A 15,108-nucleotide genomic window follows, 5' to 3' on the forward strand; every position below is an offset into this window, starting at 1 on the left:
TCATGAATGACGAGGCTTCCGGCCAGGCCGTCGATACAGGTGCCGCAACGCATGCCTTCGCTGCTTTCCTGCGCGACGACGCGCTTTTGAAAGTTCGCGATCTCTCGGTCAGATATCGCCGCGGCGGCAAGATCTTTGTTGCGGTCGACGGCGTCTCCTTCGACGTGGCACCTGGGGAAACGCTTGGTCTCGTCGGAGAGTCGGGCAGCGGCAAGACAACCATCGGCCGTGCCCTTCTGAAGCTGCTGCCGAAGGCGGACACACGTGTCGACGGCCACGTCGAATATGACGGCCTGAATCTTGCCGATCTGTCTGCTTCCGATCTTCGCGCCATCCGCAGCAAGCTGCAGATGATTTTCCAGGACCCGATTTCTTCCTTCAATCCGCGCCGCAGGGTGCAGGATATCGTCGGAGAAGGCCTCGAGATCCAGGGCATCCGCAAAGCGGAAAGACTGGAAAGGGTCGATCGTGCCCTCAACGATGTCGGAATGAGCCGGACGATGGTGGAGGGCCGCAGGCCGCATCAGTTTTCCGGTGGCCAGTGCCAGCGCATTGCGATCGCGCGGGCGCTAGCCGTTGGGCCGGAGCTGATCATCTGCGACGAGCCGGTTGCATCTCTCGACGTGTCGGTGCAGGCGCATGTGATCAATCTTCTGCAGGATATCCGCCAGAAGCGAAACCTGGCGCTGATCTTCATTTCCCACGATCTCGCCGTCGTGCGCAATGTCAGCGACAGGGTCGCCGTCCTCTACATGGGCAAGATCGTCGAGATCGGAACCGGCGATGCCATCTATCAGCGTCCGGCGCATCCCTATACCCGCATGCTGCTGGAAGCAGTCCCGGTTCCCGATGCCAGCCGAAAGATCGTGCCGAGCGCAACGCCGACGCAGGCCTTGTCGCGGAGCGCGCCGCCGTCCGGATGCCGGTTCCGCCTGCGTTGCCCACGCGCTCAGGCGGTCTGTGCGGGAGAGGAACCGAAGCTTGCGGCGATGCCCTACGGCCAATTCGCGGCCTGCCATTTTCCTCACGACGAACCGGCACCCGGAATGAAGACGGCGGAGCAAGCGTGATGGAAAAAGCCCCTTATGCATTCGAAGAAAAAACACTGGCCAGCGTCAACGCGGGCTCGGAGCAGGATACCGGAGCTGCGAGGCGCACTGCTTTCTGTGCCAATGTATTCGATGTCATGGTCCGGCTCTATGGTGAGCCCGGCATCGCATCCTGGTGTCTCGAAGCCCAGACACGTCATGCGGTGGACGTGCCGTCACTGCTGTTCTTCGCTCTTGCGGATAGTGACGGACACGGCGCGGATGACGGCGAGATGCAGCGGCTTCTGGAACGTGCCGGCGAATGGCGCGCGCTTTTCGTCCTCCCGTTGCGACACCTTCGGCTAACCCTGCGTCAAGGCCGCAGGAACACGGCAGAGATTGAATTTTACGAGAAGATCAAGGCAGCGGAGCTGGAGGCGGAACGGTTGCAGGTCCGGCGTCTGGCCGACGACTTTCTGCCGCTCGAAGGGCCGGGCGGGCTGGCAGCCCGTTATCTCGAAACGATTTCCATGCCGGAACCCGAAGCAGGGACGTTGGTCGGACGGCTTCGAGACGCCGCCAAAGCCGTGTGCCACGGCTTCCCCATCATGCGCACTGAGGATCTGAAGACATCATGAGCGATTTCGACGCCGTCATGACAGGAACCATCGTCACCGAAGAAGGTGTCACGGAAAACTCCGTCGCCGTCACTGGCGGCATTGCCGCTGCGATCGAGACAGGCTGCGCTCCCGGCGCGCGTGTTCGATTTCCGCACTTACCTTCTCACACTTATCGAGCTTCAAGGACATCGAGATGAACGCCATAATTTTAGACGGTGACAGCCTGACGATCAAAGATACCGTTCGCATCGCGCGCCAGGGCGCCAAGGTAGCGCTCGCCGATGCAGCGCGCGCCGAAATCATCAAGGTGAGAAACTATATCGAGGAAAACTGGCTGACCGAAAACGCGCCGCCGACCTACGGCTTCAACACCGGCGTCGGCAAGCTCAAGGATTATGCCATCAACCAGGCCGACAACGACCGCTTCCAGCGCAATATCGTGCTCTCGCATTGCTCCGGCATCGGAGAGCCGGCATCAGAAGAAATCGTCCGCGCCATGATGGCCGTCCGCATCAACGCCTTCTGCCTCGGAGTTTCCGGCCTGAGGATCGAGGTGGTCGATCGTCTCGTCGAGATGCTGAACCGCGGCGTTCATCCTGTCGTGCCGATTCAGGGATCGGTCGGCGCGTCTGGCGATCTGGCGCCGCTCGCGCACATGGTTTCGGTGCTGATCGGCTACGTGGAGGCGGAAGCCTATTACCAGGGCGAACGCATGCCGGCGCCGCAGGCTCTGGAAAAAGCCGGCATCTCCCCAATTGTTTTTGATCTCAAGGCGAAGGACTGCCTTGCCCTCATCAATGGCAACAGCCTCTGCGCGGCCATGGCGGTTCTCAACCTCCACGACGCCGAGATGCTGATGAAGACCGCCGATGCGGCCGGCGCGCTCAGTCTGGAGGCGATCCGCGGCGAGCAGGCGGCATTCGATCCCCGCATTCATCTCGTGCGCAAGCAGCCCGGGCAGATCGCGACTGCGGAAAATATCCGTCGCATTATCGAGGGCAGCCGTCGCACGACCGAGGCAGCACGTGCGGTGCGCCTCGAGGACGATATCCTGCATCCGAAACACACCGCCCGAATCCAGGATCAGTATTCCTTCCGTTGCCTGCCGCAGGTGCATGGAAGCTGCCGCGACCAGCTGGAGCACGCCAAGGAGTTGATCACGCGCGAACTCAACGCCGCGACCGATAATCCGCTGGTCTTCTGGAACGAACTCGGCGCGCTGGAATTCCTGTCCGGCGGCAACTTTCATTGCGAACCCATCGCTTTTGCCATGGACTTGCTGACCATCGCTTTGGTGGAAATCGGCAATATTTCCGAGCGCCGCCTGTTTTCGCTTTGCGACACGACATTGAACTACGGCCTGCCGCCGAACCTCGCCGGCAAGCCGATCGGCCTCAATTACGGCTATGGCATCATCTCGACGGCAGCGGCGTCCGTCGCATCGGAAAACAAGACGCTGGCTTTCCCCGCCGTTGCCGATACCATCCCGACCAAGAGCAGCCAGGAAGACCATGTTTCGATGGCGACATGGGCATGCCGCAAGACGCGTCAGGTGGTCGACAACATGCCGAAGATCCTTGGTGTCGAATGCCTGCTTGCCGCCCGCGCCATCTTCCTGACCGAAGAGGCACTCGGCGGCTACAAGCTCGGAGCCGGCAGCCAGGCGCTCTATGACGCGCTTCGCGACGCGATCCCGTTCCAGCAGGAGGACAGCTACATGCCCAAGCAGACCACACCGGCTCTCGAGATCGTGCGGTCCGGCGCATTTCTCGAGACCATCGAGAACAAGATCGGCGCCCTGAAATAGGCGGGCCGGCTGATTTACGCTGCGGCCGCATCATGAAGCGCCGGCGTTTCATCGCCGCCCGCAATTCCCCTGACCGGAGAGAACTATGTTCGATGATCTGATAATGCCGCCAGCCGACAAGATCCTGTCGTTGATGCCGATTTTCCGGCAGGACAGTCGTTCGAACAAGATCGATCTCGGCGTCGGAGTCTACCGCGACGCCTCCGGTACGACGCCGATCCCGCGGGCGGTGAGGGAGGCAGAAAAGCGAATCCATACCGCGCAGACGACCAAGGCCTATGTCGGCCCGGCCGGGGATCCTGTTTTTTGCGATCTCATCGGCAGGCTTGTCTTCGGCGAGGCAGCGCCGTGGGAGCGAATTCGCGGCATCCAGACGCCGGGCGGAGCAGGCGCCTTGACGGTGCTCGCCGGCCTGATCTCCCTGGCGCGCCCGGGTGCAGCGGTCCATGTGCCCGATCCGACCTGGGTGAACCATGTGTCGATCCTCGAAGACAACGGGCTTCGGGTCGTCACTTACCCGTACCTCGATCGCCGGACAGGCGAAGTGGATTTCGACACCCTGCTTGATCATTTCTCACGGTCGGAACGGGGCGACATCGTGTTGCTGCACGGCTGCTGCCACAATCCGACCGGCGCCGACCCGAGCCGTTCGCAATGGCAGGCGCTGGCGGAGATCATCGCCGAGCGCGGGCTCGTTCCGCTGGTCGATATCGCTTATCAAGGGTTTGGCGAGGGTCTCGAGGACGATGCCTTCGTGGTACGGCTGCTCGCCGGCATGGTTCCGGAAATGCTCGTCTCCTCGTCATGCTCGAAGAATTTCGGAATCTATCGCGAGCGTACAGGTGCCGCATTCATTCTCGCCAGGAACGCGGATCGGGCGGATGCAGCCAAGGCGCAACTCACGGTGCGAGCCCGTGTCGTCTATTCGATGCCGCCGGATCATGGCTCGGCTATAGTTCGCACCGTCCTGGAGGACCCTGCACTCGCGGCCGACTGGCGCGCCGAACTGGACGATATGCGCTCCAGCATTCTGTCGCTGCGCCAGGGGCTTGCTGCCTCGTTCCGGCGTTTCACCAATGGCAGCGACTACGATTTCCTCGCCAAGAACAAAGGCATGTTTTCGCTGATCGGTCTGACACCCGGAGAAGCCGTGATGCTGCGCGAGCAGCACGCCATCTACATCGTCGAGGACGGACGCATCAATGTCGCCGGGCTGCAGGCCAGCCAGATCGACACCTTTGCGGAAGCCGTTCTGGCAGTTCGCGGGAAACGCTGATCGGCATCCGTTTGAGGCCAGAGACAAGAACTATTGGTGCTTCCTTCCGCCGACGGCGTTCCCTACAATCTTGCCTGTTCTCCCCCGAGCCCTGGAAATGAGGTTTTCATGAGCACGCTTACCCGCTTCTCCGTTCAGCCGCTCTCGACCATGACCCGCCGTCTTGCGGATGTCGCCTCCGCTCGTCGCGAACCAGACCTGGTCATCCAGGGCGCACGCGTCTTGTCCACCTATTCGGAGCGCTTTCTCGACGGACGCGAAGTCTGGATTTCGGGGGGCCGCATCGCAGCCGTGAAGCCGGCCGGCAGCTACAGAGGCGGGAGCGCCAAGCTCTACGACGCCAGGGGCGGCATCATCGCGCCCGGTCTGGTCGATCCGCATATCCATATCGAATCCTCGATGGTGACGGCCTGCGCCTATGCCGAAGCGGCGCTCCTCAACGGCACGACGACGATCTTCTGCGACAGCCACGAGATCGGCAACGTCATGGACGTCGCCGGCGTCGAGGCCATGCTCGAGGACGCACGGCAGGCGCCGCTGTCGATCTTCCTGACCGTGCCGAGCACCGTGCCGGCGACGACGCCGGATCTGGAAACGGCCGGCGGCGACCTGACGCCGGACAAGATCGCTGCCCTGTTCGACAAGTGGCCGGAAGCCGTGGCTCTCGGTGAGAAGATGGATTTTGTCCCCGTTGCGATGGGCGACGAGCGCAGCCATGCGATCCTGGCTGCAGCGCTCGGGCGCGGCAGGCCGGTATCGGGCCATGTCTACGGACGAGAGTTCGTTGCCGCCTATGCCGCATCCGGCGTTACCGACACGCATGAAGCCATCGACCGCGGCATTGCCGACGACCTGCTGGAAGCCGGCGTGTGGATCTTCCTGCGCGGCGGCCCGCCGACAACACCCTGGCATTCGCTGCCGCAGGCGATCAAGACGATCACCGAGCTCGGCGCTTCCCACAAGCGCGTGGCCGTCTGCACCGACGACCGTGATGCCGAAGATCTGCTTGCCTTCGGCCTGGACTGGGTAACGCGCGAAGCAGTGAAATACGGCATGAGGCCGGAAGAGGCCTGGGCGATGGGTTCGCTGCACGGCGCGACGCGGTTCGGCATGGAAGGCGAAATCGGAGGTCTGGGCGGCGGGCGCCGCGCCGACCTTGTGCTTCTCAGCGACGACCTTACGCCTGTTAGCACCTGGTATGGCGGCAAGCTCGTCGTCGACAGTAAGAAGATCACGCCGATCCTCGACGAAGCCTTGTCGAAACCGTATCGCTATCCGGATGCCGCCTACCACACGGTCAAACTGCCAAAAAATCTCAAGCTGACACCGGACCTGCCGACGGAGACGGTCGTCGCTCATACGATCAAGACGGAGCTGCCTGGCATTACCCTCGGCCATGTCACCGTCACGCTAGAACCGGCCAATGACTGGCAGGCCCATTTCGACAAGCACGACCTCTGCTTCGTGACGGTGGTGGAGCGTCACGGCAAGTCTGCCGGCAATGTCGCCCACGGACTGCTCAACGGCTTCGGGCTCAGACAGGGCGCTGTCGCATCCTCGGTCGGCCACGACAGCCACAACATCATCGTCGCCGGCACCAATGCCGCGGACATGCAGGTGGCGCTCGACGCGATCGAGGAAAAGCAGGGTGGCGTCTGTGTCGTCATGGACGGCAAGGTGACGGCCATGGTGCCGCTGCCGATCGCCGGGCTTTTGTCCGACAAGCGCGTGCACCAGGTCGCCGACGAGGTAAAGGCCTTGAAGCTCGAATGGGAAAAGGCAGGCTGCACCATCGCCTATATGGGCTTCAACCTTATCCCGCTATCAGTCATCCCGGAAATCCGGATAACCGACAAGGGCCTGGTGCTGGTGCCGGAAATGGTGATCTCGCCGCTCTTCGAAAAGGCCTGAACGCTGGCAATCTGATGGTGAAAGAGGTTCGCCGTGACGGGGCAAGAAAACCGAACTCGTCGTTAGAGCATGATTCAGATTTTAGGCCGATCGGGCCTAAAATCATCCTGATCTAGCGAACCACCATCTATAACGTTAGGCATCGAGCGCACCTCGTTTGGCAATCGAGATCAGCTCCTTGAAGTGCGTAACAATCCTACCTTCGCGGCTAGCGTCCTCCGCTTCCCAACCGAACTTCCACGCGTCGTGACGCGCAAGCCAATCGCCGAGAGCGCCGGTATCACCAGTCGGCATCCTATGGGCGGCGAGGTATGGGTTTTCGTGAGCCTTCAGGCCGAGCACCCGCGCCCTGGAGCCTGCTTCCTGTAAATCAATCAGCTCTTCAATTGTCATACGCGATCCCCCACGATGCCGGCGACGGTAGCATCGCAGTCCGTGCATGCAAGCGAATGCTAATTAATGGGTTAATTTGGCACAGTTGCGTGACAAGCGGCGCAGCATAACGATCTGATATAGCAACATAACGTTTCCTGATCGAAGACGTTGCTTTACCGATTGTACCCCTGAGAAAGGCCGCACATACTCTTGGTCATAACAATGACAAAGAGGGTAACATGTTAGAATTCAATATCATGCGGGCTCACGCCGGTCGCCTTTCCATGTCCACCATCGCCGGCATCCTGTTGCTTTGCGCCGGCCAAGCGAATGCCGAAACTCTTCGGCTCGCCCACGCGTCAAGCTCGAAGAGCCTCATCCAGGAGGCTGTCGTCATGTTCGCCGACAAGCTCGCCGGCGAAACCAAGGGCGGCCTTACCGTCCAGATTTTTCCAGATGGTCAGTTGGGCGATGAGGGACCGATCGCCGATGGTGTCGGCTCCGGCTCCATCGATATCGGGCTAGGCGGCGTTGCGGATGCGATCGATCCGAAGCTCAACGTCGTCACCTTGCCGTTCTTGTTTTCCGATGCAAACGCAGCGCACACCTTTCTCGACGGACCAATCGGGAAAAAGGTCTTCGACACGGGTGCAGACAACGGCTTCAAGATGCTCGGCGCGCTTGATTCCGGTTTCCGTCAATTTGCAACCGTCAGCAAATCAATCGCCACGCCGGAGGATATCAAGGGTCTGAAGCTGCGGACGCCGCCGAACCCCGTCATTCTCGCAACCATCGAACAGCTGGGCGCCCTGCCGCAATCGATTCCATTCGGGGAGGTCTATACCTCGCTGCAATCACATGTGGTCGACGGCGTGGAGCCGGAAATACGCGATTTCGCGGATCAGAAATGGTACGAAAGCGCGAAGTTCCTATCGGTCTCGAACTATATCTGGACGCCAAATTACTGGTTCATGAACAAGGAGCGCTTCGACGCTCTGAGCCCGGAAAACCAGGCTGCGGTGACCAAGGCAGTGGAAGAGACGACGATCTGGTACCGCGGAAAACTCGACGAGGTCTATGCCCAGGTCATTGAGGACCTCAAGTCGAAGGGCGTCACCGTAACGACGGTGGACACGGCACCCTTCCGTGCGATGGTTGATCCTGTCTATGTGAAATTCGGGGCGGAATGGGGCGGCGATCTGGTGTCGTCCGTGCGCTCGGCAGCAGCCGGAAAATAGGCAATGCCTGCGGCGAGGATGCGATCGGTCCTCCGACGTGTCCTTACCGCATTCGTTGCCCGTGCAGCCACGTCCTCCTTTGATGGAAAGCCCCATGAAACGCCTCGCTTCTTCAGCGGTCTTCGTGATGACGATCGTTGGTGTCCTCGTTGTCGTCGCCCTAATCCTTTCTACCGGGCTTGGCGCCGTGGGCCGGTATCTCGGTCTTTCCGGTATCACTTGGTCATTTGAAATGGTCGGTATCCTGTTCTTGTGGACGACCGCGATCGGTGCTGTTCTGTCGGAGGTCGCCGGCGAAAATGTTTCCATCGACGGCAACACGTCCACCAGTGGCCGGAACCGCTGGTTTCGCATCTATCACAATCTCATCCTGCTCGCCGTTGCCGCCGCCTTTCTGTGGAGCGGCAAGGCCATGCTTGCGCGCACGGGATTTGTTCCGACCCCCGTTATGCGCGCGCCGAGTTGGACCGTTCAGAGCATCATCGTCTTCATGGGCGCCACTCTCGCCGTCATCGCCATTGCTCGTATTGTTTCAGCATTCCGGGAGCGTAGGCAATGACACTTCTGGTTCTCTTCGGCGTCTTCGCCATCACGCTCTACACTGGTGTGCCGGTCGCATGGTCGATCGCGTTTTCCACCCTTGTCGTCATTTATTTCGGTCTGGTTCCGCTCCCACCCTCCTGGTTTGCGCAACAGGTCTATATGGGAGCCGATTCCATTTCATTGGCGTCCATCCCGCTGTTTCTCGTCGCCGGCGGCATCATGAACGAGGGTGGCCTGACACGCCGGATCATCGACCTTGCCAATGACATGGTCGGATGGGTGCGAGGAGGATTGGGTGTCGTCAATGTCGCGACCTGCATGATTTATGGCGGAATTACCGGATCGGCCACGGCCGACACAGGTGCTGTCGGCGCCATCATGATCCCGGCGATGGCCGAACGGGGCTATCCAAGAGACTTCTCTGCAGCCGTCACCGCTGCGGCCGGTACGCTCGGCATCATTCTTCCGCCGAGCGTTGTGATGATCATGTACGGGGTCATAACGGATACATCGATTGGTGGGCTATTTGCAGCAGGCATCATTCCGGGTCTTATGTTGGCGGTCACATTCATGCTCACGGCCTGGTGGGTCGGGGTGAAGGAGAACTTTCCAAAGTCGGAGACCCGTCCGACCGTAACAAGCTTCAGCAAGCACCTTTTGCGGGCACTCCCTGCGTTAATGATGCCTATTGCGGTTCTCAGTTCCATGCTGAGTGGGCTTGCGACAACGACGGAGGCTGCTTTCGTCGCAGTGGTCTGGGCTCTTCTGGTCGGAGGCGTCCTCTACCGCGAAATTACCTTGGCCGGCCTTTGGAAGATCGGGGTGGAGACGGTACGCATGACCGGCGCGATCATGATCATCATGGCTGTTTCCGTTCCGTTTTCCTGGATACTGACCGTCGAGCAGATTCCGCAATGGACCGCCGGGCTCCTTCATGCTTGGGGAGCCGGTCCGACAATCACCATCCTGCTCATCCTGGCGCTTCTGACCTTCGTCGGCACCTGGGCGGACCTTGGGCCTTCGTTGATCATCCTCGCACCGATATTACATCCGATCGGCATCGAAGCCGGGCTTCAGCCCTATCAGCTTGGTCTGATCTTCACCATGGCGCTGGGTATCGGATTGTTCACCCCACCGGTGGGCACCAACATCTTCGTCGTCTGCAACGTCGCCAAGGTCGGGGTGAACGCGGTTACGCGCAGGCTTATCCCGTTCTTCATTACCAGCAACATCTGCCTCCTGCTCGTCGCCTTCATTCCGGAGACGACGGAATGGCTTCCGCGTTACTTCGGGTTCTAGCAACCGTCCGTGGCCGCAACGAATGGACAAATACGATGACGACACATCTGGTTGGGGGAATCTCCAGCGCCGGGCGGGCCTTGCCACCGATGGACGGCAAACCCTTTGTCGCCCGACGGTCCCAAGGTGCCTATATCTGGGACGACAGACAGTGCCAATATATCGATACGGCGCTCGGATTTGGGGCGACGGTGATCGGTCATGCGAACCCGCTGGTTGTCGAGGCCGTCACTGCCGCCCTGCGCAACGGGCCGATGCCGGCCTTTGCCCATGATGGAGAGGAGGAAGCTGCCGGCGTGCTGACCGCTGCAACGCAGCATTTGTCGCGGGCGATTTTTACCAATACCGGTAGCGAGGCTGTTCATCTCGCTTGCCGGCTCGCTCGCGCTGCCACGGGCCGCTCCTATATCGCAAAAATGGCTGCCGGCTATGATGGCTGGTATGACGATGTCACGCTCGGCCAGGCGGGATCCGCCGATGCGGCAATGCTCACAAATGCAAGGCCGGTGCACGAGCGAACCACGCTGCTGCGCTTCAACGACTTCGATGACGTCGATCAACTGTTCGCGGAAAACAGTGGCATCGCTGCCGTCATCCTGGAACCGATGCTGGCCAATGCGGGATGCATCCCGGCAGCGCCCGGATATCTTGCGCATGTGGAAGCGACGGCGCGGCGCCATGGCGCGCTTGTCATTCTCGACGAAGTGCTGATGGGATTTCGCACGCGTTTCGGGCTGACGGGGCATAGCATGGAGGTGGAAGCAGATCTGGCCACCGTCGGCAAAGCCATCGGCAGTGGCGTCGCAGTGGCCGCTGTCGTCGGTCGACCCGACCTCATGGCGCTTGCAGAAGAGGGTACGGTCAATCGCGCCGGGACTTACAGCGGCAATCCTGTTGCCACAGCCGCCGTCACCGCAACGTTTCAGGTTCTGAAAGACCTCGATTACGCTGCCTTGCTGGCGCGCGGCGAGCGTTTGAGACACGGTATAAGTTCCGCGTTCGCTAAATGCGGTAGGACAGTTACGACCTCGGGGGAAGGCTCTGTATTTACAATCTGGTTTGCCGATAGCCCGCCCTCAAACTACGCAGAGACACTGAGCAGGGCAAATGCCGTCATGACCCTCAAACTTCATGAGGCGCTGCGTCGCCGCGGGCTGTTGATCATGCCGTTTGCCTTCGGTCGTCTCTATCTTTCCGATGCCCATACTGATGGCGTTATCGACGAGATGATCGGTATTTTTGAAAACGCCGCAAGAGACATGGCGGCTTAGCCAATTTGCTGTTTTGGGATCCTGAAAACCATATGCCTTGCAACTGGCCGTTCGCCGGATCGCGACCCTGATCACGGCGACCAGTAGATAGTGTCAAAGCTGCTGAAAATGCGAGCGGACGAAGCTGGCGACCGTGCGAACAGCGGCTCGCGCGCCATGTGGAACGAGAAGGGCGATCTCAAGCGGTTTCAGCGACGGCAGGCCGTCGTCTTCCGCGGTCAGACGGCGGTGTCGCGAAGCGACAACCGAGGCCGGCAAAGCTGTAACCGCGGCACCCGCATCCAGCGCCGCCTGAATCGACGGCAGATGTGAGGATGTCCATGCCGCTCGCCATCCGATGCCGGCCTGGGTGAGAGCGTGGACGATATGGGGCCGTGCTCGACAATCCTTCTCTGGAAACAAGGCAAGAGGCAGGGGCCGCTGTCGCTCAATCTGCCCATCCGGAGGTCCGCACCAGACCAGCGGCTCGCGACGCAGCAACTCGCCGACGATTGAATCCGGTGCACGAGTGATGATAGCGAGATTGATAGTGCCATGTTCGACCATCGCCTCGAGGGAGCGGGAGAAGTCGCACTGGATCTCGACTTGGATACGGGGATTGGCGCGCGAAAACTCTTCAATCAAAGGCTTGCCAAACAGCTCGATGTAGTCGTCCGGCATTCCAAGACGGACATAGCCGCGCATGGCACCTGGATCGAGCGCTGCCAGCGCCTCGTCCTCGATCGCAATGATACGGCGGGCATAGCCAATCAGGATCTCGCCTGTTTCAGTCAGGTGCACGCCGCGTCTTGTCCGGTCGAACAGCTTCCGCCCGATCTGTTCTTCAAAACGGGCGATGATGAGACTGACGGCCGCTTGCGATTTGCCGATCCTCGTCCCTGCTGCAGTAAAGCCACCGGCGTCGGCCACTGCCACGAAGGTCGCGAGCGCATCTGTGTCGAAGTGCTGCATTTTGAACCTTGGAGCTCGCTATGGGACGTGCGGCAATCTGATAGTTCCGACTAGGCGAGCTCCACCAAAAGACCGTCGGACTGCGGATATCATTTCCCCTTTTCTCAAGTGAGTAAAGCGCTGGCCATGATGCGACAGCTGAATGCTTCACTGGATCATTGCTTGTCCGTCTCACCGTCGATCACCGGGACCGCGAGATCAGCCAATGTCTCAAGGGCATGAACACACACGATGTCGCACAAACCAGCCGCGTCCCAATGACCATGCCCCAGAATAGCCTGCTGCCACCACGGGCCGGTGTCGCCCGCCGCCTCCGCCCGCATGCAACCCGTCTTGCCGTGACACACAAAAATGCAACTGCAATACTAAAGGTCAGCGACTTGTAGATGCATTCGCGTAAATGCGATTAGGCTTTCGATGTGTTGGGCGACAGCTCGGCGCGTTTCTTCGACCTCGCCCCGGTCGATCGCCTCGATGATAACGAGGTGTTCCGTGGAGTCCGGCTTCAAACGATCTTTCAGGCGGTCGATTTCGAAGAGACGCGTGGTCGCCCGAAGCTCCCGTAGTACCTTTGCCATGACCGCGTTGCCGCAATGATCAATGATCATATTATGGAGATTGTCGTCCGAGAACCAGTGCGCGTCTGTGTGATACGCCGTCGCGCCCAAAAGGTCGTGGATTTCCTGCCGGACGCTCATCAAAAGCCGTCGCGGAATGGCGTTGATCGACAATACCGCCGCTTCAGGTTCGATCAACAACCTCAGTTTCAAGCTTTGAAGATACTCGCCGACATCCACCTGTCGCACGACGTAGTTTCGGCCATCGCCCTTGCGAACCAGGCCTTCGCCTTCCAACCTCTGCAGCGCTTCGCGCAGCGGTGTCCTCGAAATCCCGAGTGTCTCGGCAAGCCTTGCCTCAACGATGACATGCCCGCCTTTCAGCCGGCGATGCCGGATCATGTCGGACACGGCCTTGTAGGTCAGCGATGCAAGATTATGCTGCCCTTTCTCCGCAATTTTCCGACCCGGGGCCGCTAAGGCGTCTGTCACCGTTTGCTATTTCCTTGTTCTTCAGGGCGTTGGCCGCTCGACGCGGCACCGCGCTTTCCTTAGGCGATCACTTGTTACATATGATAGCCGATTTGGAAAAGGACTGGAACGAGTGCAGATGGACGATGGTCTGAATGAAGTTGGCGACTCCAGCCTTGCTGACGAAACCTACCGTTCCCTGCTGGCCGATATTCTATCGGCCAGGCTCGCGGGGGGATCGGTCGTCCAGCAACGCCGCCTGGCGACGAAGCATGCTGTTTCGCGTTCTCCCATGCGCCACGCGCTGGGACGTCTCGAAGGAGAGGGACTACTTGTCAGAAACGAAAAAGGCGTTCTCTCGGTCAGGGTCATCAGTCTCAAGGACTACCTTGACAGCCTCACCATGAGGATGCTGCTCGAACCAACCGCGGCCGCGCTCGCCAGTCCCCACGTTTCGCGACTTGAACTGAACCCTTTGACAAGGATGCTTGACGAGATCGAGGCCGACCCCGACCCTGACCCTGAGGTGGTCTGGGCGTTTGACGATGCGCTTCACAACTATATCGCAAGCGAAAGCCGCAACCCCTTTATGGCAACCACGATCGGGGAGATGCGGCGCTACACAACGATCTTCGAGCGACAGCTGCCTGTCGTGCGCGCAAAGCCGGGCGTGCGGGAACATCGAGCGATCCTGCTTGCCTTGGCCTCCAGCGATGCCGAGGCGGCTCGCCGAGCCATGGCCGATCATCTCGAAGTCGTCCGTCAGGGCGTGCTTGCGAACTACTGAATCGATGAGTTGAGAATGCCCTTGCATCTACAAGGAACTTTTGTATAAAAGTGGGATCCCACTTGAATGCACGGTCGGGATCCAACGATAAAGAACCGAACTCCAGAGGCTCTCCATGCTCCGTTCACACTTCTCTCGCAGCGTTCTTGCCGCGTCCTTCCTGTCGGTCACAGCGTCTTTTGCCTTGGCTCAATCCTGCGAACCCAAAGTGGCGGCAGGCGAGTTGATCAAGCCCGGCACGCTCGTCATGTCGACCAATCCAACGCTTCCTCCGCTCCAGTTCATCGACTCCACGGGTGATCTGAAGGGCATGCGCATCGACCTCGGCAAAGAGATCGCCAAGCGCCTTTGCCTTGAACCCGAATATGTCCGCATCGAATTCTCCGCGATGGTTCCGGGTCTGCAGGCTGGCCGTTGGGACATGATCAATACGGGCATTTTCTTCACCGAAGAACGCGCCAAGATCATGCAGATGATCCCCTATGAAGATCAGGCCATCAGCGTTTCGGTGGCGCCGGATTCGAAGAAAAACGTCGCCGCAAAAGATGATCTGGCCGGCATGACGATCGGTGTCGAAATTGGTGGTTTCGAGGAAACAAAGACACGCCTTCTCGACAAGGAACTGCGTGACGCGGGCAAAGAAGGCTTGACCATCCAGACGTTCGATAATTTCGCCTTGGCCTTCCAGGCTTTGCGGGCAGGCCAGGTCCAGGGTGTCGTGTCGATCGACGCCGTCGCCAAGGAGTACGATTCCCGCGGGGACTTCAAACGGGCAATCAGCGGCCTCTACCCCGCCCCGGTTTCTGTCGCATTCAAAAGCCCGGCTTTGGCTGATGCCGTGTCTGCGACGTTGAAAGAGATGAAGGCGGATGGATCTCTGAAGGCGCTCTTTGACAAATACGGTCTGCCGATGGTCGCGGGTGACTATTCGGTCAAAGGCCCCGGCCGCTGAACTGATTTCAAAGATCGTTTAG

Annotated in this window: 15 protein-coding genes and 1 pseudogene; 12 read left to right on the forward strand and 4 right to left on the reverse strand. The window is 59.9% G+C overall.

Annotated features, from left to right (window positions below):
* The first annotated feature begins 2 nt into the window (after positions 1–2).
* From RL_RS23030 to RL_RS23050, 6 genes are all read left to right on the forward strand, one after another.
* Positions 3–1,070: an ABC transporter ATP-binding protein gene (locus RL_RS23030; RefSeq protein ID WP_041936499.1), complete on the forward strand. Its 1,068-nt coding sequence runs from the start codon at positions 3–5 to the stop codon at positions 1,068–1,070.
* Positions 1,070–1,666 (forward strand): TIGR02444 family protein, encoded by a 597-nt coding sequence (locus tag RL_RS23035; protein ID WP_011653837.1) that lies wholly within the window; start codon positions 1,070–1,072, stop codon positions 1,664–1,666. Before RL_RS23030 ends, RL_RS23035 begins: the two co-directional genes overlap by 1 nt.
* Positions 1,663–1,845, forward strand: coding sequence for a hypothetical protein (locus RL_RS39740; protein ID WP_129557807.1), 183 nt, complete (start codon positions 1,663–1,665; stop codon positions 1,843–1,845). Before RL_RS23035 ends, RL_RS39740 begins: the two co-directional genes overlap by 4 nt.
* Positions 1,842–3,455, forward strand: a complete 1,614-nt coding sequence (gene hutH, locus RL_RS23040) for a histidine ammonia-lyase (RefSeq protein ID WP_011653838.1) — start codon at positions 1,842–1,844, stop codon at positions 3,453–3,455. The genes RL_RS39740 and hutH overlap by 4 nt, the downstream gene beginning before the upstream one ends.
* An 85-nt stretch (positions 3,456–3,540) precedes the next feature.
* Positions 3,541–4,731 carry an amino acid aminotransferase gene (locus RL_RS23045; protein ID WP_011653839.1) on the forward strand — a complete coding sequence of 397 codons (1,191 nt, stop codon included), beginning with the start codon at positions 3,541–3,543 and terminating at the stop codon, positions 4,729–4,731.
* A gap of 108 nt (positions 4,732–4,839) precedes the next feature.
* On the forward strand, positions 4,840–6,642 hold the full coding sequence (locus tag RL_RS23050) for an adenine deaminase (protein WP_011649691.1): 1,803 nt from the start codon (positions 4,840–4,842) through the stop codon (positions 6,640–6,642).
* Positions 6,643–6,777: 135 nt separating this feature from the next.
* On the opposite strand, the gene RL_RS23055 is transcribed toward RL_RS23050, so the two are convergent.
* The gene (locus RL_RS23055) at positions 6,778–7,035 is read right to left on the reverse strand and encodes a CrpP-related protein (RefSeq protein ID WP_011653840.1); all 258 of its coding nucleotides are present in this window, start codon (positions 7,033–7,035) and stop codon (positions 6,778–6,780) included.
* A 221-nt stretch (positions 7,036–7,256) separates the two neighbouring features.
* Here RL_RS23055 and RL_RS23060 point away from each other — a divergent pair, with 221 nt between their 5' ends.
* The 4 genes from RL_RS23060 to RL_RS23075 all read left to right on the forward strand — a co-directional run bounded on the left by RL_RS23060 (position 7,257) and on the right by RL_RS23075 (position 11,368).
* The gene (locus tag RL_RS23060; RefSeq protein ID WP_011653841.1) at positions 7,257–8,255 is read left to right on the forward strand and encodes a TRAP transporter substrate-binding protein; all 999 of its coding nucleotides are present in this window, start codon (positions 7,257–7,259) and stop codon (positions 8,253–8,255) included.
* Between the two features lie 94 nt (positions 8,256–8,349).
* The gene (locus RL_RS23065) at positions 8,350–8,814 is read left to right on the forward strand and encodes a TRAP transporter small permease (RefSeq protein WP_041936500.1); all 465 of its coding nucleotides are present in this window, start codon (positions 8,350–8,352) and stop codon (positions 8,812–8,814) included.
* On the forward strand, positions 8,811–10,097 hold the full coding sequence (locus tag RL_RS23070; protein WP_011653842.1) for a TRAP transporter large permease: 1,287 nt from the start codon (positions 8,811–8,813) through the stop codon (positions 10,095–10,097). The genes RL_RS23065 and RL_RS23070 overlap by 4 nt, the downstream gene beginning before the upstream one ends.
* Positions 10,098–10,186: 89 nt before the next feature.
* Positions 10,187–11,368 carry an aspartate aminotransferase family protein gene (locus RL_RS23075; protein ID WP_233938700.1) on the forward strand — a complete coding sequence of 394 codons (1,182 nt, stop codon included), beginning with the start codon at positions 10,187–10,189 and terminating at the stop codon, positions 11,366–11,368.
* Between the two features lie 93 nt (positions 11,369–11,461).
* Here RL_RS23075 and RL_RS23080 read toward each other — a convergent pair whose 3' ends face one another.
* The 3 genes and pseudogenes from RL_RS23080 to RL_RS23090 all read right to left on the reverse strand — a co-directional run bounded on the left by RL_RS23080 (position 11,462) and on the right by RL_RS23090 (position 13,368).
* On the reverse strand, positions 11,462–12,319 hold the full coding sequence (locus tag RL_RS23080; protein WP_011653844.1) for a LysR substrate-binding domain-containing protein: 858 nt from the start codon (positions 12,317–12,319) through the stop codon (positions 11,462–11,464).
* A gap of 176 nt (positions 12,320–12,495) precedes the next feature.
* Positions 12,496–12,654 (reverse strand): annotated as a pseudogene (locus RL_RS23085) (IS701 family transposase); the annotation flags it as partial.
* A gap of 30 nt (positions 12,655–12,684) precedes the next feature.
* Complete coding sequence (locus RL_RS23090) at positions 12,685–13,368, reverse strand: GntR family transcriptional regulator (protein ID WP_011653845.1); 684 nt, start codon at positions 13,366–13,368, stop codon at positions 12,685–12,687.
* Between the two features lie 112 nt (positions 13,369–13,480).
* On the opposite strand from RL_RS23090, the gene RL_RS23095 reads away from it, so the two are divergent.
* Both RL_RS23095 and RL_RS23100 read left to right on the forward strand, forming a co-directional pair.
* Positions 13,481–14,134: a GntR family transcriptional regulator gene (locus RL_RS23095; RefSeq protein WP_011653846.1), complete on the forward strand. Its 654-nt coding sequence runs from the start codon at positions 13,481–13,483 to the stop codon at positions 14,132–14,134.
* A 115-nt stretch (positions 14,135–14,249) separates the two neighbouring features.
* Entirely contained in the window at positions 14,250–15,086 is an 837-nt protein-coding gene (locus RL_RS23100) for an ABC transporter substrate-binding protein (RefSeq protein ID WP_011653847.1), read from the forward strand.
* The last annotated feature ends 22 nt before the right edge of the window (positions 15,087–15,108 follow it).

Origin of the sequence: Rhizobium johnstonii 3841 (assembly GCF_000009265.1) — a bacterium.
In the GTDB taxonomy this organism is placed as follows: Bacteria; Pseudomonadota; Alphaproteobacteria; order Rhizobiales; family Rhizobiaceae; genus Rhizobium; species Rhizobium acaciae.

Excerpts from the sequence above, each read along its gene's own strand:
- RL_RS23030 (WP_041936499.1), top strand. The coding sequence starts at position 3 with ATGAATGACGAGGCTTCCGGCCAGGCCGTCGATACAGGTGCCGCAACG.
- RL_RS23035 (WP_011653837.1), top strand. The coding sequence starts at position 1,070 with ATGGAAAAAGCCCCTTATGCATTCGAAGAAAAAACACTGGCCAGCGTC.
- RL_RS39740 (WP_129557807.1), top strand. The coding sequence starts at position 1,663 with ATGAGCGATTTCGACGCCGTCATGACAGGAACCATCGTCACCGAAGAA.
- hutH (WP_011653838.1), top strand. The coding sequence starts at position 1,842 with ATGAACGCCATAATTTTAGACGGTGACAGCCTGACGATCAAAGATACC.
- RL_RS23045 (WP_011653839.1), top strand. The coding sequence starts at position 3,541 with ATGTTCGATGATCTGATAATGCCGCCAGCCGACAAGATCCTGTCGTTG.
- RL_RS23050 (WP_011649691.1), top strand. The coding sequence starts at position 4,840 with ATGAGCACGCTTACCCGCTTCTCCGTTCAGCCGCTCTCGACCATGACC.
- RL_RS23055 (WP_011653840.1), bottom strand. The coding sequence starts at position 7,035 with ATGACAATTGAAGAGCTGATTGATTTACAGGAAGCAGGCTCCAGGGCG.
- RL_RS23060 (WP_011653841.1), top strand. The coding sequence starts at position 7,257 with ATGTTAGAATTCAATATCATGCGGGCTCACGCCGGTCGCCTTTCCATG.
- RL_RS23065 (WP_041936500.1), top strand. The coding sequence starts at position 8,350 with ATGAAACGCCTCGCTTCTTCAGCGGTCTTCGTGATGACGATCGTTGGT.
- RL_RS23070 (WP_011653842.1), top strand. The coding sequence starts at position 8,811 with ATGACACTTCTGGTTCTCTTCGGCGTCTTCGCCATCACGCTCTACACT.
- RL_RS23075 (WP_233938700.1), top strand. The coding sequence starts at position 10,187 with ATGGACGGCAAACCCTTTGTCGCCCGACGGTCCCAAGGTGCCTATATC.
- RL_RS23080 (WP_011653844.1), bottom strand. The coding sequence starts at position 12,319 with ATGCAGCACTTCGACACAGATGCGCTCGCGACCTTCGTGGCAGTGGCC.
- RL_RS23100 (WP_011653847.1), top strand. The coding sequence starts at position 14,250 with ATGCTCCGTTCACACTTCTCTCGCAGCGTTCTTGCCGCGTCCTTCCTG.